We start from the raw sequence: 19,887 nt of genomic DNA, 5'->3' as shown, positions 1-19,887 counted from the left end.
TTCATTCCGTGTACTGAATGAGATTCAGTGTACTCATTGAGATTGGCGGAAACAAGGCGAGCGGTATACTGGTTTTCCCGCGAAATGGCGCGAGGCAGCGCCATGCCGACGGCGCGCGCAACCGGCGCGCACCGCCTATGTGATCGACTCATTCATGGAAAAAACGACTCCCGCCGACCTGCCGGCTTTCCCGATCGACCTGTACGACGAACCCGGACACCTGATCCGGCGCGCGCACCAGATCGCGGTCGCGATGTTCTACGAGAAGCTGGGCCGGGACGTGACGCCCGTGCAGTACGCGGTGCTGCGGATGCTGTACGAGAATCCGGGGCTCGATCAGGTGACGCTCGCGCAGCGGGTGGCGCTCGACACGTCGACCACGGCCGATCTCGCGGTGCGGCTCGAAGCGAAGGGATTGATCGTGCGCGAAGTGCTGCCGCGGCGTCAGCGGCGCCTGCTGTTGACGCCGGCGGGCGTCGAGCTGCTCACCCACTTGATTCCGTCGGTGACGGAGTTGCGGGCCGGGCTGTTCGACGGGATGGGCGACGACGATTCGCAGGAACTGATGCGCCTGTTGCGCAAGTTCGTGCATTTGAACAACGAGCAGAGCCGCGCGCCGCTGCGGGTCAGCGAGGATTCGTAGCGGCTGCGCACCGGTGCTCCGCCCGACTGCAGAGAAGCCGCGGCGGGGCAGCGGGCGTGCCGCCCACCGGCGTCACCCGCGTGACGCTTGCCCTTCCAGCCGCCGCACGGCTTCGGCCACTTCGTTCCTGAAGCGCACGAGCGCCGCCTGTTCCGGCGCCGGCGGCTGCACGGCGGCCCACAGCATGTCGATCAGCTGCGTGGCCGTCGTTTCCGTATCGAGCTTGCGGTGCCCGAGGATCGCATCCCACAGCACGTGCTCCATCGGCCCGAACACCATCGAGCGCAACAGGCTCAGCGGCAGATCCGCGCGAACTTGCCCGGCCGCCTGGCCGCGTGCGAGCACGTCCATCAGCGGCGCCGTGTAGCGGCGCTGCAGCGCGGTGAGCTCGTCGCTCAGTGCGTGCTGTTTCGCGCGGCCTTCCGACAGCACCAGCGCGCACAGCCCCGTGCCGTTCACGAGCATCAGCCGCAGGTGGGTGCGCACGATGAACGCGAACTGCTGCTGCACCGATGCCTCCCGTGGCATCCCGTGTTCGAACGCGGCGATGATTTCGTCGTACCAGTCCGCGATCACGCGCGCGCACAGCTCGCGCTTGCCGCGGAAATAGCTGAACACCGTCGCCTCCGACACCCCCACGCGCTGCGCGATTTCGGCGGCAGTCGCATGCTCGTAACCTTTTTCGGCGAACACGTCACGGCCGGCGCGCAGGATGTCCTGCACGCGCTGCTGGGATTTGCGCCCGGCGGGTGCGCGCGGCGCATCGGCGCGGTCGGCTTTGGCGGTGGCGGTCATGGTGTCGGCGGGAGCGGCTGTCATGCTCGCATTATATCTGAGTATCACTCAAAAAACTATTGACGCCGAGCCCGGCGAAGCGCGAAACTGTGCAAAATTTCCGCTGTATTGGTCAATGAATAGGCGTATTCATTCGATTTGAGCGAAACTCAGAAATCGGTGAGTGCGACACACTTTCTGGAGACGGAGGAGACATGATCAACCTGCCCGGCGTGCAATTCATGCTCGGTGAAGACATCGAGATGCTGCGCGACGCCGTCGCGACGTTTGCGGCGAAGGAAATCACGCCGCGCGCGGCGGAGGTCGACCGCACCGACCAGTTTCCGATGGATCTGTGGAAGAAGTTCGGCGATCTCGGCGTGCTCGGCATGACCGTCTCCGAGGAATACGGCGGCGCGAACATGGGCTACACCGCGCACATGGTCGCGATGGAAGAGATCTCGCGCGCGTCGGCGTCGATCGGCCTGTCGTACGGCGCGCATTCGAACCTGTGCGTGAACCAGATCCATCGCAACGGCACCGAAGCGCAAAAGCAGAAATACCTGCCGAAGCTCGTGTCGGGCGAACACATCGGCGCGCTCGCGATGAGCGAGCCGAACGCCGGCTCCGACGTCGTCAGCATGAAGCTGCGGGCGGACAAGCGCGGCGACCGCTACGTGCTGAACGGCACGAAGATGTGGATCACCAACGGCCCCGATTGCGACACGCTGGTCGTCTACGCGAAGACCGATATCGAAGCCGGCCCGCGCGGCATCACCGCATTCATCGTCGAGAAGGGGATGAAGGGCTTCTCGGTCGCGCAGAAGCTCGACAAGCTCGGCATGCGCGGCTCGCACACGGGCGAGCTGGTGTTCCAGGACGTCGAAGTGCCGGAAGAGAACATCCTCGGCCAGCTCAACGGCGGCGTGAAGGTGCTGATGAGCGGCCTCGACTACGAGCGTGCGGTGCTGTCGGGCGGCCCGACGGGCATCATGGCCGCGTGCCTCGACGCCGTGGTGCCGTATATCCACGACCGCAAGCAGTTCGGCCAGGCGATCGGCGAATTCCAGCTGATCCAGGGCAAGGTCGCCGACATGTACACCACGTTCCAGGCGTGCCGCGCATACCTGTATGCAGTGGGCCGCCACCTCGACTCGGCGGGCAGCGACCACATTCGCCAGGTGCGCAAGGACTGCGCGGGCGTGATCCTCTACACGGCCGAGAAGGCGACGTGGATGGCCGGCGAGGCGATCCAGATCCTCGGCGGCAACGGCTACATCAACGAATATCCGGTCGGCCGCCTGTGGCGCGATGCGAAGCTGTACGAGATCGGCGCCGGCACGAGCGAGATCCGCCGGATGCTGATCGGCCGCGAGCTGTTCGCGGAAACGATGTAACGCCCCACGTCACGCGAACGGAGCCTTGTCGATGCCGATCATCGAATCGAAACTGAACCCGCGTTCGGAAGACTTCCGCGCGAATGCCGCCGCGCTCGAGGCGGTCGTCGCCGACCTGCGCGCGAAGATCGAACAGCTCGCGCAGGGCGGCGGCCAGGCCGCGCGCGACAAGCACCTGTCGCGCGGCAAGCTGCTGCCGCGCGACCGCATCGCGCAACTGCTCGATCCGGGTGCGCCGTTCCTCGAGTTCTCGCAGCTCGCGGCGAACGGCATGTACAACGACGACGCGCCGGGCGCGGGCGTGATCACCGGGATCGGCCGCATCGCCGGCCGCGAATGCGTGATCGTGTGCAACGACGCGACGGTCAAGGGCGGCACCTACTACCCGATCACCGTGAAGAAGCACGTGCGCGCGCAGGAGATCGCCGCGGAAAACCGGCTGCCGTGCGTGTATCTCGTCGATTCGGGCGGCGCGAACCTGCCCAACCAGGACGACGTGTTTCCCGATCGCGATCACTTCGGGCGCATTTTCTTCAACCAGGCGACGATGTCGGCCGCGGGGGTCGCGCAGATCGCCGTCGTGATGGGCTCGTGCACGGCCGGCGGCGCCTACGTGCCGGCGATGAGCGACGAATCGATCATCGTGAAGGACCAGGGCACGATTTTCCTCGGCGGGCCGCCGCTCGTGAAGGCCGCGACCGGCGAGGAAGTGAGCGCCGAGGATCTCGGCGGTGGCGACGTGCATACGCGCCTGTCGGGCGTGGCCGACCATCTCGCGCAGAACGACGCGCATGCGCTGTCGATCGCGCGCAACATCGTCAGTCACCTCGCGCCGAAGATCGCGCCGCCGGTCGCGCTGCGCGAGCCGAAGCCGCCGCGTTACGACGCGAAGAGCCTGTACGGCGTGATTCCGGTCGATACGCGCAAGCCGTTCGACGTGCGCGAGGTGATCGCGCGCATCGTCGACGATTCGGAGTTCGACGAATTCAAGGCGCGCTACGGCACGACGCTCGTCACCGGTTTCGCGCACATCTGGGGCCATCCGGTCGGGATCGTCGCGAACAACGGCATCCTGTTCTCCGAATCGGCCGTGAAGGGCGCGCATTTCATCGAGCTGTGCTGCCAGCGCAAGATTCCGCTCGTGTTCCTGCAGAACATCACGGGCTTCATGGTCGGGCGCAAGTACGAGAACGAAGGCATCGCGCGGCATGGCGCGAAGATGGTGACCGCCGTGTCGAACGCGAAGGTGCCGAAGTTCACGGTGATCATCGGCGGCTCGTTCGGCGCCGGCAACTACGGGATGTGCGGTCGCGCGTTCGGCCCGCGTTTCCTGTGGATGTGGCCGAACGCGCGCATCTCCGTGATGGGCGGCGAGCAGGCCGCGTCGGTGCTCGCGACCGTGCGCCGCGACGGCATCGAGGCGAAGGGCGGCGCATGGTCGCCGGAAGAAGAGGAAGCATTCAAGCAGCCGATCCGCGACCAGTACGAACGCCAGGGCCATCCGTATTACGCGAGCGCGCGGCTGTGGGACGACGGCGTGATCGACCCCGCGCAGACGCGCGACGTGCTCGGGCTCGGCCTCGCCGCGTCGATGAACGCGCCGATCGACGACACGCGCTTCGGCGTGTTCCGCATGTAACGCCCGGGAGGACTGACCGATGCGATACGAAACGATCAAGGTAAGCGAAGCCGGCCGCGTGGCGACCGTCACGCTCGCGCGTCCCGACGTGCGCAATGCGTTCAACGAGACGACGATCGCCGAGCTGACCACCGCGTTCGAATGGCTCGACGCGCACGAAGGCGTGCGCGCGGTCGTGCTCGCCGCGGAAGGTGCGGCATTCTGCGCGGGCGCGGACCTGAACTGGATGAAGAAGATGGCCGGTTACTCGGACGACGAGAACCGCGCCGATGCGCGCAAGCTCGCGCGGATGCTCGAAGCGATCCATCGCTGCGGCAAGCCGGTGATCGCGCGCGTGCATGGCGATGCGTATGCGGGCGGCGTGGGCCTCGTCGCGGCGGCCGACATCGCGATCGCCGCCGACGGCGTGAAATTCTGCCTGTCGGAAGCGCGGCTCGGGCTGATTCCCGCGACGATCGCGCCGTACGTCGTGCGTGCGATGGGCGAGCGCGCGGCGCGCCGCTATTTCACGACGGCCGAAGTGTTCGACAGCGCGCGTGCGGCGTCGCTCGGCTTCATTCACGATGCGGTGCCGGCCGACGCGCTCGACGAAACGGTCGCGAAGCTGGCGGCGACGCTGGTCGCGAACGGCCCCGACGCGGTGAAGGCGTGCAAGCGGCTCGTCGCCGACGTGGCCGGCCGCGCGCTCGATGCGACGCTGATCGAGCAGACCGCCGACTGGATCGCGAAGACCCGCGCCGGCGCGGAAGCGCGCGAAGGGATCGCGTCCTTCCTCGAAAAGCGTACGCCGTCGTGGCGTGAATGATCGCGTGACCTCAACCTTCCGGACGACATCGAAGCCATGTTCGACAAGATTCTGATCGCCAACCGCGGCGAAATCGCGTGCCGCGTCGCCGCGACGTGCAAACGTCTCGGGATCGCGAGCGTCGCCGTCTATTCCGACGCGGATGCGAACGCGAAACACGTGGCCGCATGCGACGAGGCCGTGCACATCGGCGGTTCGGCCGCGGCAGACAGCTACCTGCGCATCGAGCGCATCATCGACGCCGCGCGTGCGACCGGCGCGCAGGCGATTCACCCCGGCTACGGCTTTCTGTCGGAGAACGAGGATTTCGCGCACGCATGCGAAGCGGCCGGCATCGTGTTCATCGGGCCGCCGGTCGACGCGATCGCGGCGATGGGCTCGAAGGCCGCCGCGAAGGCGCTGATGCACGCGGCCGCCGTGCCGCTCGTGCCCGGCTATCACGGCGACGACCAGGATGCGGCCAACCTGCATCGCGAAGCCGACGAGATCGGCTACCCGGTGCTGCTGAAGGCGAGCGCGGGCGGTGGCGGCAAGGGGATGCGCGTCGTCGAGCGCTCCGAGGACTTTCCCGCGGCGCTCGCATCGTGCCAGCGCGAAGCGGCAAGCAGCTTCGGCAACGATCGTGTGCTGATCGAGAAATACCTGACGCGCCCGCGCCACGTTGAAGTGCAGGTGTTCGGCGACACGCTCCGCAATACCGTGTACCTGTTCGATCGCGACTGCTCGGTGCAGCGCCGTCACCAGAAGGTGCTCGAGGAAGCGCCGGCGCCGGGCCTGCATGAGGACGTGCGCCAGGCGATGGGCGAAGCGGCCGTCGCGGCCGCGCGCGCGGTCGGCTATGTCGGCGCGGGCACCGTCGAATTCATCATGACGGGCGATGCGTTCTACTTCATGGAAATGAACACGCGCCTGCAGGTCGAGCATCCGGTGACCGAGATGGTCACGGGGCTCGATCTCGTCGAATGGCAACTGCGCGTCGCGTTCGGCGAGCCGCTGCCGCTGAAGCAGGAGGAACTGCGCGTGCGGGGCCATGCGCTCGAGGCGCGCCTTTACGCGGAGAATCCGGCGCGCGGCTTCCTGCCGTCGACGGGTACGCTGAAGCATCTGCGGCTGCCGGCCGGCGTCGAGTTCGACATCGGCGCGGCGGTGCGCGTCGACAGCGGCGTGCGCGAAGGCGATGCGATCACGCCGTTCTACGATCCGATGATCGCGAAGCTGATCGTCCACGGCGCGGACCGCGCGGAAGCGCTGGGGTTGATGCTGCGTGCGCTGCGCGCGTGCGAAGTGGTCGGCCTGCATACGAACGCGGCATTCCTGCAGCGGATCGTCGCGTGCGAGCCGTTCGCGACGGCCGATCTCGACACCGGCCTGATCGAGCGCAACCACGATGCGCTGTTCGCGCCGCGACAGCCGCCGCGCGCGACGCTCGCGCTCGCTTGCGCGGCGCTGCTGGCACGCGAACGCGCTGCGGCGCCGGCCGCATCGCCGTGGGCCGCGCTGCCCGACTGGCGGCTGAACGGCGGCTATCGCCGCACGCTCGAGTGGCATGCAATCGATCGCGAAGCGGACGTGACGGTCACGTACGAGGACGACGGCGCCGGCGCGCGCATCGCGATCGGCGACGCGGCCGCGCAACCGTTCGCGTGGACGCGCGGCGCCACGCCGCTCGATTTCGACGTGACGCTTGGCGACGTGCGCAGCAGCGGCCGCGTGTATGCGGACGGCGACACGTTCCATGTGTTCACGCAGGGCGCGGCCGAAACGTTCGAATGGCGCAACCTGCTCGCGCATGCGGGCGACGCGGAGCAGGGCGGCGGCCGCCTGACCGCGCCGATGCCCGGCAAGGTGATCGCGGTGCTGGTCGAGCCGGGCCAGAAGGTCGAAGCGGGCACGCCGCTGATCGTGATGGAAGCGATGAAGATGGAGCACACGATCGGCGCGCCGAGCGCGGGCGTCGTCGCGGAAGTGTTGTACGGCGTCGGCGACCAGGTCGCGGACGGCGCGCAGTTGCTGATGATGGCGGAAGGCTGATCGGCAGCGTTGCTGCCATACGCGGGCCGGTTGCAGCGGCGGCCGGCCCGCAAGAAAGCGCGTCGCGATTCGCCGTGTGTTCGTCGTCGCGGCAGCACGGCTGCGGTATCGAGCACACGCGAAGCAGTACGCGTGGCCAACGAAAATCTTTCGAACGACTTACGGTCTTCGTCGTTCCTGCCATCTCTCTTCGTGCCGCGCGCGGCACGCCCCTCGATCTTCCCGCCACTCGACACCGTCGTGTAACAAGTCGAACATAGCATCTCGGCGTCGATATGACCGGCGCGGGGTTCGCGTCCGCGTCACGTCATCATCCTCACGGAGAACCGTTATGCGAACGTCGGCCCTACGGCCTTTCGCAGTCGTCGGCCTGATCGCGCTGACCGCGCTGCTCGGCGCCTGCAACGACGACCTGACCGCACCCGCCGCGCCCGTCGCGCAGCAGAAGGCCGCGTGCGGCGGCGCCGTGGTCGCCACCGCGCAGATGCGCTGCCCGCCGGGCTTCACCGCGCCTGCTTCGTCGCCCGCTTCCTGATACCGGCCGTTTCCACCAGAAAACCCATCAAGAGCAACCAGCATGGCCACTCATTCGCGACGCGATTTTCTGAAGTTCTCGGCCGGCCTCGCCGGCGCGACCGCCGCCACCGCACTGCTGCCGGAATCGATCCGCAAGGCGCTGGCGATCGAGCCGAACACCGTGACGGGCACGATCCAGGACGTGCAGCACATCGTTGTGTTCATGCAGGAGAACCGCTCGTTCGACCACTACCTCGGCCACCTGAGCGGCGTGCGCGGCTACAACGACCGCTTCCCGGTCACGCTGCCGAACGGCAAGCCGGTGTGGTTCCAGCCGCGCCAGGAAGACAAGTCGAGCGTGATCGCACCGTTTCGCTACGACACGACCAACCCGGGCGTCAACGCGCAATGCATCGGCGGCCTGCCGCACACGTGGGCGACGACGCACGGCGCGATCGACAACGGTCGCGCGGATCAGTGGGCCGTGCAGAAGTCGAACATGACGATGGGCTATCACGTTCGCGACGACATCCCGTTCCATTACGCGCTCGCGGATGCGTTCACGGTGTGCGACAACTACTTCTGCTCGATTCCGGGCAACACGCACCCGAACCGCATGTACCTGATGACGGGCATGGTCGATCCGCTCGGCACCGGCGGCGGCCCGCTGCTCGACAACACCGACTACATCGACAACCAGTTCGACAAGATCCAGTTGCCGCCCTTCAGCTGGACGACCTACCCGGAACGCCTCGAAAAAGCCGGCATCTCGTGGCAGATCTATCAGCAGGGCACCGGATTCGACAACTTCACCGGCAACTACGGCACGAACATGCTGGCGTGCTTCAACAACTTCGTGAATGCGTCGGCCGGTTCGTCGCTGCAGACGCGCGGGATGAGCACGCGTCCGATCACGCAACTGAAGGCCGACGTGCAGGCGAATGCGCTGCCGCAGGTGTCGTGGCTGCTGCCGCCCGCCGCGTATTCGGAGCATCCGAAGTTCACGCCGCTGTACGGCGCGTACTACCTGTCGACGATCCTCGATGCGCTGACGTCCAACCCGGACGTGTGGAGCAAGACCGTCCTGCTGATCATGTACGACGAGAACGACGGCTTCTTCGACCACGTCGTGCCGCCGTCGGCGCCGACGCTGCCGGGCTCGGGCATGAGCACCGTGGACGTGTCGCTCGAGCGGCACAACGTCGTGACCGCCACGCAAGCCGGTACCTATTCGGCCGACAATCTGCCGTACGGGCTCGGTCCGCGCGTGCCGATGTTCGTCGTGTCGCCGTGGTCGAAGGGCGGCTTCGTCTGCTCGCAGGTGTTCGATCACACGTCGGTGCTGCAATTCATCGAGAAGCGCTTCGGCGTGGTGGAGACCAACATCTCGCCGTGGCGCCGCGCGATCTGCGGCGACCTGACGTCGGCGCTCGACTTCTCGAAATCGGATGCGACGCTGCCGACCCTGCCGAACACGCAGGCGTATGTCGCGCAGGCCGACCTGCAATGCTCGCGCGCGTCGTCGCAGACCGCGCCGGCCAGCACCGCGCAGCAGGTCGTGACCGCGCAGGAACCGGGCACGCGGCCGGCGCGCGCGCTGCCGTACGAGTTGCATGTCACCGGCCAACTCCAGGCACAACGGTATGCGCTGACGTTCGCGAATACCGGCACGCAGGGCGCGCACTTCTGGGTCTATACGGGCGACCCCACCGCGATGCCGCGCCGCTATACGGTCGAAGCGGGCAAGCAACTGACCGATACGTGGGCGCTCGATGCGAACGGCAACTACCTGGTGAGCGTGTGGGGGCCGAACGGCTATTTCCGGCGCTTCGCGGGTTCGGCGGCGGCGGATGCCGCGGCCAAGCCTGAAATCACACCGTGCTACGACACCGCGAACGGCGACGTGTACGTGACGATCGCCAATGCGGGCACGAGCCCGCTCACGGTCACGGCGACCGATGTCGCGTATGGCGGCGCGGCGCGCACGCTGACGGTTCCGGCCGGGCAGCGTATCGAAGCGCACTGGGACCTGTCGTGCAGCAGCCACTGGTACGACCTGCAGTTCGCGGTGGCGGGCAATGCCGGCTGGACGCGCCGCATCGCGGGGCACGTCGAGACCGGCAAGGCCAGCATCACCGACCCGGCGGCCGTCGCGCCGACGATCACGGCGATCTGACGACGGTAACCGATGCGACGACGGGCCGGCCGGTTGCAACCGGCCGGCCCGTCGCGTTTGCCAATCGATGATGTCGCGGCGGAAGCGTCAGGGCAGCAGCCCGTCGTCGTGCGCCATCATCAGCGCCCGCATCGCGGACCACATGCCGTAGTAATGCACGACGTAGCTGTCCGCACGGCGAAACAGCCAGGGTGTGTTGAGGCTCACGAGGTCGGTCACGCCTTCGCCGTGCAACTGCCCGTCGCGCTCCATCGCGCGAATGAAATGCAGCTGGTCGCCGTCGCTCGCATAGACGCTCGAGCGGTCGTGCAGCGCGGCGATCGCCGTCATCAGGTCGCGCAGCATCGCGTCGTTGCGTTCGGTACGGCGAAACGCCATCACGCCCGAATTGAACGCCCACTGGCCGATATCCTGCGCGAGCAGCCAGTCGCGCCCTGCGAGCAGCGGTTCCAGCGGTTGCTGCTGGTTCGCGATCAGCACGTCGGCATCGAGCCACACGACCCATTCGTGGTGCTGCAGGTACGCGTGCAGCAACCACGGCTTGAACCAGTTGCCGGTCGCGTTCAGCCCGATCTCGGCGGGAATGTCGCGATGCACGTAGAGCGTGTAGCCGTGCGCATCGCAGTAGCGCCGGAAATTCCGTTCGGCGACGCGTGCATAGCTGCCGATGTTCGGCGTGTACAGCATCATCAACGCGATCGGCCGGCCGGGGTGGTACGTGGTGCGCTCGGCGCGTTCGTCCGGCGTGACCGCCGCATCGTGATCGAACGAGAACATCGGCCGGCCGGCGGCGCGGCAGCGATTGACGTAGGCGACGAGCGTGTCGCGAAAGCGCGGCGTCGCGCCTTTGCGTTCGGGATCGCGCGGCGTGTCGTCGATGCTGATCGCGAACGTCGGTTCGCGGCTCCACATCGGATCGAGGTCGGGGCCGGACGGCATGACCGCGTACAGCCCGTCGATCGGCGTCATGTAGCCGTGCGTATCGAGATCCGCGAACAGCGCGGCTTCCGACGTCAGCCTCGGCTCGCTGCCGAGCTTGCAGCGCTGCACGAGCCGCATCACGATCGCCCGCACGTCCGGCGTGTTGCGCCAGATCTGCACGTCGACTTGCGGCAGCGGCGACGCGAACGCGTCGACGAACAGCGTATCGCGCCCCGCCATCAGACGATCGAGCGCGACGGGTTGGATGATCGCCGCGTCTTCGCTGAGCAGCAGCACGAGTTCGCCGGGTTGCGCGCCGCGCAGCACGTGAAGCAGCGATTCGTAGCGATGCAGCGGTCGCAACGGCAGCGCCTGCGGCATGCCGCAGGCGTCGACGATCTCGTGGCGATAGCCGTGCACCTGCGCGTACCAGCGGTGATTCTCGAGACTCGCGGGCGCGGGCTGGCTGAAATGACTGACGACGATCATCGTGCGCTCCGGACGCCGGGACGCATGCACACGATCCGCGCAGTGCGCTTCAGCGCGGCACCCGATCCGGATACGGGTTGCGGCGAGCGCCGCCCCGGTTCGTCGTGGATGGTCTGGAAGACTGGCGCGGCATCGTATTCCATTCGGTGTGCCCTGTTCTGATCGTGGTGCGGCGAGGTCGTGCGGCGCCCGCTCGAATGTCCCGGGCAAACCGGCCGCCGGGCGGCACGAGTATCGCATAACGGTCGAACGGATTGGCACGGCGGGAGCGGGCGCTGACCATCCCTGACAGTGTGCGGCCGGTGCTCCGCTAGAATGCCGGGTTGCCGCCGCTTGACGCGGGCGGCGCTTCGCGCGCTACACTGCGCCATTCCCCGTTCAACCTTCCATCCCGCCGACGATGACGTCTCCTGTCCTGACCGGCCTGCGCATCGGTATCACGATCGGATTGCGTGCCCCCGACGAAAGCCTGTGGATCAACGGCATCAAGCAGAACGCGCTGTTCCTCGCGAAACTGCTGATGGCGTCGCCGTACGGCTACCGCGTGACGCTGGTCAACACGACCGACGTGCCGCTCACCGATGCGCTGCCATGGGACCGCAGCGCGTACGACACGCGCGCGTTCGCCGACATGAAGGACGCGCTCGACGTGGTGATCGAGCTGGGCGGGCAGATCGACGGCGAGCAGACGGCCTACCTGAAGGCCCGCGGCGTGAAGCTGGTCAGCTATTGCTGCGGCGTCGAGTACATCAACGCGATGGAGTCGATGCTGTTCGGCCGCCGGCTGTGGGATTCGCTGTTCATCAACCGCGGCTACGACGAGGTGTGGGCGATTCCGCAGATCGCACCGTCGTCGCTGCCGTTCCTGCAGTCGCTGCGACGCTGCCCGGGGCGCGTGGTGCCGTTCGTGTGGGATCCGATGTTCCTGACCGAACGCGCGCGGTCGCTGCCCGAGCAGGGCGAATACCGGCCGCGCAGCGAGCCGGGCAAGCGGCTCACGGTGATGGAGCCGAACCACAACGTCGTGAAGTTCTGCGTGTATCCGATGCTGATCATCGACGAAGCGTATCGCCGCGACCCCGACGCGATCTGCTTCACGCACGTGACGAATGCCGATCGCCTCGCGCACGACAGCCCCGAGTTCGTGATGCTGATGAACTACCTGGACATCGTGCGCGCGGGCAAGGCGAGCTTCGTCGGGCGTTTCGATACGCCGCTGTTCCTGGCCGACCTGACCGATATCGTCGTGTCGCACCAATGGTCGAACCCGCTGAACTATTTCTATTTCGACGTGTGCTGGCAGGGCTATCCGCTCGTGCACAACGCGAGCCTCGCGCCCGATCTCGGCTACTACTATCCGGACAACGACGTGCAGCAGGGCGCCGACGCGCTGCTGCGCGCGCTGCATACGCACGACGACGACTGGCAAGCGTACACGCGGCGTCAGCGCGAGATCCTCGGCCGTTACACGTCGGCGAATCCGGCGCTCGTCGCCGAGTACGACGCGCTGCTCGCGAACCTGATCGGCGCGCCGGCTGCCTGACGCCGATTTTCCGCGGCGCACGTTCGAGGCGCCGCCTTCCGCCGTCGGGTTTGTCCCGCCCTCATGTCTGACGAAATCCTGCCGTTAAAAAAGAAACCGCCGAACCCGATGAGTTCGACGGTTTTCGAAGGCACGAAATTGACGGCTCCGAGGGAAGTCCGTCAAAAAAGAGTTTATAGGTTAACAAGTCTTCAAGATTGTTAAAGATGTTTCAATTGATAATCTTCATATAATTGAAGTTGGTATTATTGATTGACCGGCACTTGATTCCGTTTCGAAACTTCATAATATCGTTTGAAACATGAAAATTGAATGCTGCGACGATCGAATGGCGCGCCGCAGCGGGTTTTCTGCGGGGCGCCGCATGGGCGGAAGCCGGTGTTTCGACTCGGCATATCAAGCACGGTCGGCACCTCGAGGCACGGTATTTATCTGATCAATTGGCGGCGCCCCGATTCGCGCGACGAGCAAATTCGGGTAAAGCCGATTCGGATAAAACTGTTTAGGCAAAAAAGATAAACGATCCGGATTTTGGGGTTTTGTAATTCGCGTTGTGTAACCTGTCGCACTGTCGGCATCGCGCACGCGTGGTGTATTTCAAGTAATCGAATATCGTAAAAATATCGAATTTGACGGCGCGCCGAAGCGAACAGTACGCTCCCCGGAAAAAATCGACATGACAGGATGGGCCGGGTAGGCGGCGGAGTGCGTCGAGGTTGGCTCGTTCCGCATATGTGTTGAGGTCGAGCCGTGATCGGCGGCTCGCCATTTGCCGGAGCGCCGGATGAATGCGGTCGAAGCTCGCCAGGAGGCGAATCGGAAAGCGAATCGCGATGAAATCGATCTCGTGTTCGGCGCGCCCGACGATCATCCCGACCTTGCGTCGGTACGCAGTTTCGTCGAAAGCCGGCTCGGCTTCGCGCACGAACCCGTGTGCCGCGCCGACCTGTCGGGCGGCGTGCTGTACCGGGAATGCCTGGCGCGGCTGCGGTGGGGCGAGCGCGATGCGTTGCCGCCGCTCGCCTTCCTGCCGCGCCTCGAAGCGCTCGGGCTGATGCGCTGGTTCGACCGGTTGGTGGTCGGCCGCACGATCGACGCGCTGCGCGCCGATCCGGGAGCCGTGTACGGTTGCAACGTCGCGGCGGCGAGCGCGGTGGTCGACGACGCGTGGCTGGCGATTTTCAGGCGGCTCGAGCGCGAGCCGTCGGTGGCGGCGCGGCTGGTGATCGAGATCACGGAGACGGGGCCGCTGAACCCCGTCGCCGGCCGGTCGTTCGTGAACCGCTTCCGGCAGGCCGGCTGCCGGATCGCGATCGACGATTTCGGCGTCGGGTTCAGCGCGTTGAACAACCTGGTGGTCGGCAATCCCGACATCGTGAAACTGGACCGGTCGGTCCTGTCGTTGATCAAGCGCAACGCGATCGGGCGCTACCAGTTCCGCCGGCTGATCGCGTTCGCGCATGAAGGGGCGCGGCACGTCGTCGTGGAAGGCGTGGAAAGCGAAATCGACCGGCAGATCATCATGGATGCCGGCGTCGCGTGGGCGCAGGGCATCCGCTTTTCATGGCGGTCGCCGGCCGCCGCGTGATCGCGGCAACGGGCAGGGCGGCGCGCGCGGGATGCGTGTCGGCGGTGGGGACGAATCGCAAAGGGGCGTGGGCATGGCGGGAACGAAAGCCGGAGGCGGAACGGGCACGCAGGCGACCGACGTGCGCGACCTGGTCGCGCTCGCCGAACTGGCGGACATGCTGTGGCAACTGGGCGCCGAATCGACCGATGCGCCGATCGACGTCGCACCCTATCTCGACGGCCTGACGATCGTCGCGCGCCGCATTCAGCGGATGAGCCCGCTCGACGCGGGCGGCCGCGAGCTGGCGGCCCGGCACTACTACGCGGGCGTCATCGCCGGCGCGTGCGGCGACGAGTCGGCGATCGCGCGCGGCGTATCCGACAGCCTCGTCCGGCAATCGGGCGGTGCAGGCCGGCCGGCAGCCCGTTGTTTCGCGCTGCTCGCGCGCATGGGGCGGCGGCATGGCCGCGCATTCGCCGCGCAAAGCGGCGACCGGGTGCTGGTGTAATGCAACCGGCGCGCGAGCGAGCCCGGTGCTGCGGCCCGCTCGTGCGGCCCGTCGAACCTCAATCCTTCCCGAAACCGCCAAGCACCAGCGCCATCGCGCGGTCGATCGCATCGTCCCATCGACCGACGTGCGCGGCGCGCACGATCCGGATGCCGGGGTAGAGCGCGGTGCGCGAGCCGGTTTCCCAGCGTGCGTCCGCTTTCGGGCTGAGCAGCAGCACGGCCGGCACGCCGAGTGCGCCGGCGAGATGGATGTGCGCGGTGCAGGTCGTCACCACCGCGTCCATCGCGAGCATCAGCGCGGCCAGATCGCTGAAGTCGCCGATGGCCCGATGCGGGAAGGTGACCGGCAGGTCCGATTGTTCGGATTGCGCGGACAGGTCGCGATTGAGACAGTACGCGGCGTAGCCGCGCATTCGCGCGAACGGCGCGAAATCGCGCAGGCTGGCCGCGCGATGGAAGCGTGCATCGCTTTCGTCGCGACCGCGCCAGTTCAGCCCGATGCGGCGCGTGCCGGGCGCATGGCCGTCGTGCGACACACGCTCGCGCCACGTGGCCGCATGCGCGGGCGGGCACGTCAGGTAGGGCGCCGGCACGCCTTCCGGCGCCGGCGCGTAACCGAACTGCGCGGCGAGCACCAGGAACGAACACCAGTAGTCGTGGGCGAGATGCGACGTGTCGACCCACGCGCCGTGCGCGCCGACGAATTCGATGCGCGGGAACGTCTGGCGCAGCAGGCCCGTCAGCGCGTCGGGGACGACCACGGTCACGCCGGCGCAGCCGAACGCGTCGAGCGCATGCAGATAGCGCGCGTACTGAAGCTGATCGCCGACACCGCCGTAGCTGAGGACGAGCAGCCGCTTGCCGTGCAGCGGCTGGCCCTGGTAAAGCCGCTCCGTCGCCAACCCGAATTGCGCGGCCGTCAATACGTTTTCGCTGTCGATGGTGGCGCGTGCGGCCTCGTCGCGTCGGCCGGCACGCAGCAGCAGCGCCGAGCGCGCCAGCTGGATGCGCCCGCGCGCCGCGTCGGGCAGCGCGGCCGGATCGCCGAACGGGTCGAGCGCCGCAAGCCCGGCTTCGGGCATGCCGGCAAAGCCATAGCATGACGCGAGCTGCAGCGCGATCGCCTCGTCGTCGAGCCCGCGGCCGCGTGCGCGCCGCCAGCGGTCGATCGCATGCCCCCACTCACCGCGCGATTCATGCTCGAGCGCGCGGTTCCAGTCCGTTTCGGGCGCGTCGGCATCGGCGACCGCGGCCGTCGCTGGCGCCGCGCCGTGTTCGGCCGTCGCGCCGACGGCGAGCGGTTCGCCCGTGATGAACAGGCGCTGCCGGTCCCAACGCGGGTTCGGCACGCACAGCAGGTTCAGCCCGTCGATCCGGTAGAACGTGTAGTCGAGACCGGCGAACGTGTCGATGATCGGCGCCTCGCCGACTTTCCAGTATTCGATCCAGCACCACGGCAGATGCGCCTCGATCAACTGCCGTGCGCCGCGCAGCGCATCGATCTCCATTCCTTCGATGTCGAGTTTCAGGAAATCCAGCCGCGGCAGGCCGAGCGAATCGAGCCGGACGACCGGCGTCGGCGTGCCGCCCGACGCTTGCGCGTCGACGAGCGAGACCTGTCCGAAGTCGGCAGCCTGCCCGTAGTCGACATCGGGCACCTTCATCGTGCCGTTGGCGGCGGCCAGCCCCATGTTCAGCAGATGGAGATTGCCGAGCTGGTTGAGCGCGACGGTGCCGCCGAGTGCGTGAAACAGCGTGCGCTGCGGCTCGAACGCATAGACGCGGCCGCCGCGCTCGCGCAGCCGGTGCGCGACGGGCACGCAGACGAGCCCCGCGTTCGCGCCGCCGTCCACGGCGATGGCGCCGTCGGGCAACTGATCGATCACGTGCAGGATCGTGTCGAGTTCGCCCTGGATATGCGGCCGGCCGGTCTTGATCAGCGCCTCGGCCTGCAATGCGCAGTGCCGGTTGATGACGAACGGGCCGTGGATCGAATCGATCACGACGAAATTGCGGACGGTCTGATTCATGGGCAGGGGCGCGGGCGAAGGAAATCAGCCGAGCGGGCGGCCGGCGAACAGATGCTGGATCTGCGTGGAATAGGCGCGGACGTTGTGCTCGGCGAGCGTGTCGACCTGATGCAGGCAGCGACGGGCGGCCGCCGCGTAATCGTCGATCCGTGCATCGTGCGTCTGCGCGGCGGTCGCGATCGCACGCGCCGCATCGAAGATCTCGAAGTCCGGATAGTAGTAGCCGACGTCGCGCAGGAACGGCGAGTTGTGCACGAGCGGGTAGTTGCCGTACAGCGCGTCGTACAGCAGATAGTTCAGGCCGTTTTCCCAGTGGTGCGACACGACGATGTCGGTGTGATGCGCGGCCCACGCGACGAACGGCGCGCGCACGTCGGCGGTGGCCTTGCCGTCGCGCACCATTTCGAGCCCGAGCGCGAGATGCTTGAAGGCGACGTTTTCCTTCTTGTCGAACGTGTTGGTCATGTACACGTGCTCGATGAGCTCCGGATGCTCGACGTAGCACGCGTTCGCGGCGAGCATCGGCACGATCGCGCTCTTCACGACGTTCAGGTTCGGCTCGAAGAACGCGATGCGCTTGGCCGGGCCGTGGTTGCGATAGCCGAAGCGCGCCTTCAGTTCGGGATCGGCGTCGAGGCTGCGCTCGATGAAATACGGCGACCAGATATGCGGCAGCTCGATTACCGGCGCACGGTACACGGCCTGGAAATACGCGGCGCACGTGTGCATGTGCTGCGGATTGGTCCAGATCTCGTCGAACTGCACGCGGTGCGGGTTCGGCCGCCAGTCGTTCTTCTCGAAGTTGATCGTCTCGACCGCGATCACGTAGTCGTTGCCGAAGCGATACGACACGCACTTGCCGCCGCGCTGGCGCACGACGTCCGTGTGCGACGGGTCGACGAACGCGTTCATCTCGATCAGCAGGTCGGTCTGGTGAACGACGGCCGACAGCGGCCGCAGCGCGTCGCCGAACGCGTCCATCATCAGCGCCTGCGGATACTCGGTGATGCCGTTGTCGTGCGCGAGCCAGACCTCGCCGATCAACGGCGACTGCTTCAGCAGCATGTACAGGTACACGCAGTGCTGGTTCGCACCGTTGTACCAGATCGACTGTGTCGCGTCGCGCTGCACGTTCATCGTTATCGCGACATTGAGTTTCATCGGATCGGCTCCGTGGGGCGGGCAGTGCGCGGCTTACTGCGCGGCGTTTTGCGTCTGACGCGGCACGTAGCCCGTCAGGTGCCAGCGGCCGTCGGTTTCGAGGCGAAAGCTCAGCTTTTCGAACATCGTGGCGCCGCTCGCCACCGTCGTCGCGTAATCGACGTTCGCATAGAGCCCGTCGGGCATCCCGGCCGTTCGCTCGTAGCGGATGCGCGTGACCTGCGCCCAGCCGCGATGGCTGACCGTGCCGACCGACTGGCGGGCCTGCTGCATCTGCGCCGCGAACTGGTCCTGCTTGAAGCGCGCCTTGACGAACGGTGCAGCGTCGGTCCATACCGCGCCGTACTGGCCGGCGTCGAGCTGCTTGAACACCGCATCGGAGTCGCGCAGCAGCGTGTCGGCCGATTCGCCGGCGGCTTGCGCATGCGCGCCGATCGCGATCGATGCGGCGGCGCAGCCAAGCAGCCATTTTGCGCGGGTGAGGGTCGGGCGTGCGTTCATGGGCGGGGTCCGGAAAGGGCGGCGCGTCACGCGTCGCGATAGAGGGTGGCGATCGCGTCCGTATAGGCCGCGACGTTCTCGGGGTTGTAGATGCTGACCGAGTCGAGCACGTGCTTCGACTGCTCGCGATACGCGTCGAGATTCGCGTCGTGCTCGGCGAACGCCTGCAGCAGCGCGCGGCCGCCCGCCTGGCAGTCGAAGTCCGGATAGAAATACCCGGCCTTGCCGAGGAACGGCGAGTTGTGGATCAGCGGATAGTCGCCGTACAGCAGCTCGTAGTACAGGTAGTTCTGCGCGTTCTCCCACGTGTGCGACACCACCGCATCGCCGTACGCGGCCATGAACTCGTACACCGCATAGCGGCTTTCGAACGTCGTGATGCCGTGGTTCACGATGTCGAGGCTCTTCGCGAAGTGCACGAACGTCGGATGTTCCTTCAGGTGAATCGTGTTGCACACGCGCACGAACTCGAGGAACTCGGGCTTCGCGCGATACGCTTCCTCGGTCACGAGCATCGGAATGATGCTCGTCTTCACCATGCAGATGTTCGGCTCGAACATCGTCACGCGCCAGCGCGGCTTGCCGGGCTGATAGCCGAACGACAAACCGGCGCCGAGCGTCGCGCGCGCCTTGTCGAACAGCATCGGATGCCAGATGTGCGGGACGATCGTGACCGGCGCGCGCAGGCCCGTCTGGTAGTAGTGCAGGCACGAGCGCTCGAACTCGGGGATCGTCCACACCGCGTCGTACGGCGCGCCCGAGAACAGGAAGCCCGACGGCTTGTCGAACATCGCGCGTTCGATGTCGATCACGTAGTCGTTGCCGACCCGCATCGTGACGACCTTGCCGCCGCGCTCGCGGAACGCGCGCAGGTAGTCCGCGCCGAACTGTGCGCTCATCTCGATCAGCACGTCGCAGCGCTCGAGCGCTTCGTCCATCGACAGCAGCGGCACGTTCCACTCGCCGAGCATCATCTGCGGATCGGCGACTTGTTCGCCGCCGTTCACCATCACGGCATCCGCGACGAGCGGTGACTGGCGCAGCAGCAGGATCAGCAGCAGGCAGTTCTGGAAAATGCCGTTTTCCCACAGCGACTGGCCGGCGCCGCGCACGAACAGCGACACGCCGACGACGAGACGCTTGCCCTCGCCGGGCGCTTGACGGGCATTGGAGTCCGACAT

At 66.7% G+C, this 19,887-nt stretch carries 16 protein-coding genes; 10 read left to right on the top strand and 6 right to left on the bottom strand.

Going from position 1 to position 19,887, the window contains the following annotated elements; all coding sequences use genetic code 11:
• Positions 1-154 precede the first annotated feature (154 nt).
• Positions 155-643 carry a MarR family winged helix-turn-helix transcriptional regulator gene (locus H0X91_RS26410; RefSeq protein WP_006483226.1) on the top strand — a complete coding sequence of 163 codons (489 nt, stop codon included), beginning with the start codon at positions 155-157 and terminating at the stop codon, positions 641-643.
• A 72-nt stretch (positions 644-715) separates the two neighbouring features.
• Here H0X91_RS26410 and H0X91_RS26405 read toward each other — a convergent pair whose 3' ends face one another.
• Positions 716-1,462 carry a TetR/AcrR family transcriptional regulator gene (locus tag H0X91_RS26405; protein WP_006493419.1) on the bottom strand — a complete coding sequence of 249 codons (747 nt, stop codon included), beginning with the start codon at positions 1,460-1,462 and terminating at the stop codon, positions 716-718.
• 170 nt (positions 1,463-1,632) lie between these two features.
• Here H0X91_RS26405 and H0X91_RS26400 point away from each other — a divergent pair, with 170 nt between their 5' ends.
• The 6 genes from H0X91_RS26400 to H0X91_RS26375 all read left to right on the top strand — a co-directional run bounded on the left by H0X91_RS26400 (position 1,633) and on the right by H0X91_RS26375 (position 9,981).
• Entirely contained in the window at positions 1,633-2,814 is a 1,182-nt protein-coding gene (locus tag H0X91_RS26400; protein ID WP_006480547.1) for an isovaleryl-CoA dehydrogenase, read from the top strand.
• A gap of 31 nt (positions 2,815-2,845) precedes the next feature.
• Positions 2,846-4,453, top strand: a complete 1,608-nt coding sequence (locus H0X91_RS26395) for a carboxyl transferase domain-containing protein (protein ID WP_006483237.1) — start codon at positions 2,846-2,848, stop codon at positions 4,451-4,453.
• Positions 4,454-4,472: 19 nt separating this feature from the next.
• Positions 4,473-5,258: an enoyl-CoA hydratase/isomerase family protein gene (locus tag H0X91_RS26390; protein WP_006483238.1), complete on the top strand. Its 786-nt coding sequence runs from the start codon at positions 4,473-4,475 to the stop codon at positions 5,256-5,258.
• Between the two features lie 36 nt (positions 5,259-5,294).
• The gene (locus H0X91_RS26385; protein WP_196433491.1) at positions 5,295-7,289 is read left to right on the top strand and encodes an acetyl/propionyl/methylcrotonyl-CoA carboxylase subunit alpha; all 1,995 of its coding nucleotides are present in this window, start codon (positions 5,295-5,297) and stop codon (positions 7,287-7,289) included.
• 331 nt (positions 7,290-7,620) lie between these two features.
• Complete coding sequence (locus H0X91_RS26380) at positions 7,621-7,824, top strand: hypothetical protein (RefSeq protein ID WP_006483229.1); 204 nt, start codon at positions 7,621-7,623, stop codon at positions 7,822-7,824.
• Positions 7,825-7,866: 42 nt separating this feature from the next.
• Positions 7,867-9,981: a phosphocholine-specific phospholipase C gene (locus tag H0X91_RS26375; protein ID WP_196433490.1), complete on the top strand. Its 2,115-nt coding sequence runs from the start codon at positions 7,867-7,869 to the stop codon at positions 9,979-9,981.
• An 87-nt stretch (positions 9,982-10,068) separates the two neighbouring features.
• Here H0X91_RS26375 and H0X91_RS26370 read toward each other — a convergent pair whose 3' ends face one another.
• Positions 10,069-11,391 (bottom strand): galactosyl transferase GMA12/MNN10 domain protein, encoded by a 1,323-nt coding sequence (locus H0X91_RS26370; protein ID WP_060264405.1) that lies wholly within the window; start codon positions 11,389-11,391, stop codon positions 10,069-10,071.
• Between the two features lie 400 nt (positions 11,392-11,791).
• Here H0X91_RS26370 and H0X91_RS26365 point away from each other — a divergent pair, with 400 nt between their 5' ends.
• From H0X91_RS26365 to H0X91_RS26355, 3 genes are all read left to right on the top strand, one after another.
• Positions 11,792-12,934 carry a DUF2827 domain-containing protein gene (locus tag H0X91_RS26365; RefSeq protein ID WP_196433489.1) on the top strand — a complete coding sequence of 381 codons (1,143 nt, stop codon included), beginning with the start codon at positions 11,792-11,794 and terminating at the stop codon, positions 12,932-12,934.
• Positions 12,935-13,718: 784 nt separating this feature from the next.
• Positions 13,719-14,522: an EAL domain-containing protein gene (locus H0X91_RS26360; protein WP_058903511.1), complete on the top strand. Its 804-nt coding sequence runs from the start codon at positions 13,719-13,721 to the stop codon at positions 14,520-14,522.
• A 73-nt stretch (positions 14,523-14,595) separates the two neighbouring features.
• Complete coding sequence (locus H0X91_RS26355; protein WP_034178316.1) at positions 14,596-15,012, top strand: hypothetical protein; 417 nt, start codon at positions 14,596-14,598, stop codon at positions 15,010-15,012.
• 58 nt (positions 15,013-15,070) lie between these two features.
• On the opposite strand, the gene H0X91_RS26350 is transcribed toward H0X91_RS26355, so the two are convergent.
• From H0X91_RS26350 to H0X91_RS26335, 4 genes are read right to left on the bottom strand one after another with little or no spacing between them, the layout of a single operon-like run.
• A complete protein-coding gene (locus tag H0X91_RS26350) occupies positions 15,071-17,044 on the bottom strand; it encodes an FkbM family methyltransferase (RefSeq protein ID WP_196433488.1) in 1,974 nt (657 codons plus the stop codon).
• Positions 17,045-17,068: 24 nt separating this feature from the next.
• On the bottom strand, positions 17,069-18,205 hold the full coding sequence (locus H0X91_RS26345; protein WP_060264401.1) for a DUF2827 family protein: 1,137 nt from the start codon (positions 18,203-18,205) through the stop codon (positions 17,069-17,071).
• A 33-nt stretch (positions 18,206-18,238) separates the two neighbouring features.
• Complete coding sequence (locus H0X91_RS26340; RefSeq protein WP_006482018.1) at positions 18,239-18,706, bottom strand: DUF4019 domain-containing protein; 468 nt, start codon at positions 18,704-18,706, stop codon at positions 18,239-18,241.
• 26 nt (positions 18,707-18,732) lie between these two features.
• Positions 18,733-19,887 (bottom strand): DUF2827 domain-containing protein, encoded by a 1,155-nt coding sequence (locus tag H0X91_RS26335; protein ID WP_006495165.1) that lies wholly within the window; start codon positions 19,885-19,887, stop codon positions 18,733-18,735.

The sequence above is a fragment of the Burkholderia sp. 9777_1386 genome (genome assembly GCF_015712265.1).
In the GTDB taxonomy this organism is placed as follows: domain Bacteria; phylum Pseudomonadota; class Gammaproteobacteria; order Burkholderiales; family Burkholderiaceae; genus Burkholderia; species Burkholderia cenocepacia.
The sequence above is the reverse complement of the archived record's forward strand: the minus strand, read 5'-3'. Positions and strand labels throughout refer to the sequence as shown.

What these genes read in the sequence shown, in the direction of transcription:
- H0X91_RS26340 (WP_006482018.1), bottom strand. Translation starts at nt 18,706, where the DNA reads ATGAACGCACGCCCGACCCTCACCCGCGCAAAATGGCTGCTTGGCTGC.
- H0X91_RS26385 (WP_196433491.1), top strand. Translation starts at nt 5,295, where the DNA reads ATGTTCGACAAGATTCTGATCGCCAACCGCGGCGAAATCGCGTGCCGC.
- H0X91_RS26360 (WP_058903511.1), top strand. Translation starts at nt 13,719, where the DNA reads ATGAATGCGGTCGAAGCTCGCCAGGAGGCGAATCGGAAAGCGAATCGC.
- H0X91_RS26370 (WP_060264405.1), bottom strand. Translation starts at nt 11,391, where the DNA reads ATGATCGTCGTCAGTCATTTCAGCCAGCCCGCGCCCGCGAGTCTCGAG.
- H0X91_RS26400 (WP_006480547.1), top strand. Translation starts at nt 1,633, where the DNA reads ATGATCAACCTGCCCGGCGTGCAATTCATGCTCGGTGAAGACATCGAG.
- H0X91_RS26410 (WP_006483226.1), top strand. Translation starts at nt 155, where the DNA reads ATGGAAAAAACGACTCCCGCCGACCTGCCGGCTTTCCCGATCGACCTG.
- H0X91_RS26390 (WP_006483238.1), top strand. Translation starts at nt 4,473, where the DNA reads ATGCGATACGAAACGATCAAGGTAAGCGAAGCCGGCCGCGTGGCGACC.
- H0X91_RS26345 (WP_060264401.1), bottom strand. Translation starts at nt 18,205, where the DNA reads ATGAAACTCAATGTCGCGATAACGATGAACGTGCAGCGCGACGCGACA.
- H0X91_RS26365 (WP_196433489.1), top strand. Translation starts at nt 11,792, where the DNA reads ATGACGTCTCCTGTCCTGACCGGCCTGCGCATCGGTATCACGATCGGA.
- H0X91_RS26375 (WP_196433490.1), top strand. Translation starts at nt 7,867, where the DNA reads ATGGCCACTCATTCGCGACGCGATTTTCTGAAGTTCTCGGCCGGCCTC.
- H0X91_RS26380 (WP_006483229.1), top strand. Translation starts at nt 7,621, where the DNA reads ATGCGAACGTCGGCCCTACGGCCTTTCGCAGTCGTCGGCCTGATCGCG.
- H0X91_RS26355 (WP_034178316.1), top strand. Translation starts at nt 14,596, where the DNA reads ATGGCGGGAACGAAAGCCGGAGGCGGAACGGGCACGCAGGCGACCGAC.
- H0X91_RS26335 (WP_006495165.1), bottom strand. Translation starts at nt 19,887, where the DNA reads ATGTCGGACTCCAATGCCCGTCAAGCGCCCGGCGAGGGCAAGCGTCTC.
- H0X91_RS26350 (WP_196433488.1), bottom strand. Translation starts at nt 17,044, where the DNA reads ATGAATCAGACCGTCCGCAATTTCGTCGTGATCGATTCGATCCACGGC.
- H0X91_RS26395 (WP_006483237.1), top strand. Translation starts at nt 2,846, where the DNA reads ATGCCGATCATCGAATCGAAACTGAACCCGCGTTCGGAAGACTTCCGC.
- H0X91_RS26405 (WP_006493419.1), bottom strand. Translation starts at nt 1,462, where the DNA reads ATGACAGCCGCTCCCGCCGACACCATGACCGCCACCGCCAAAGCCGAC.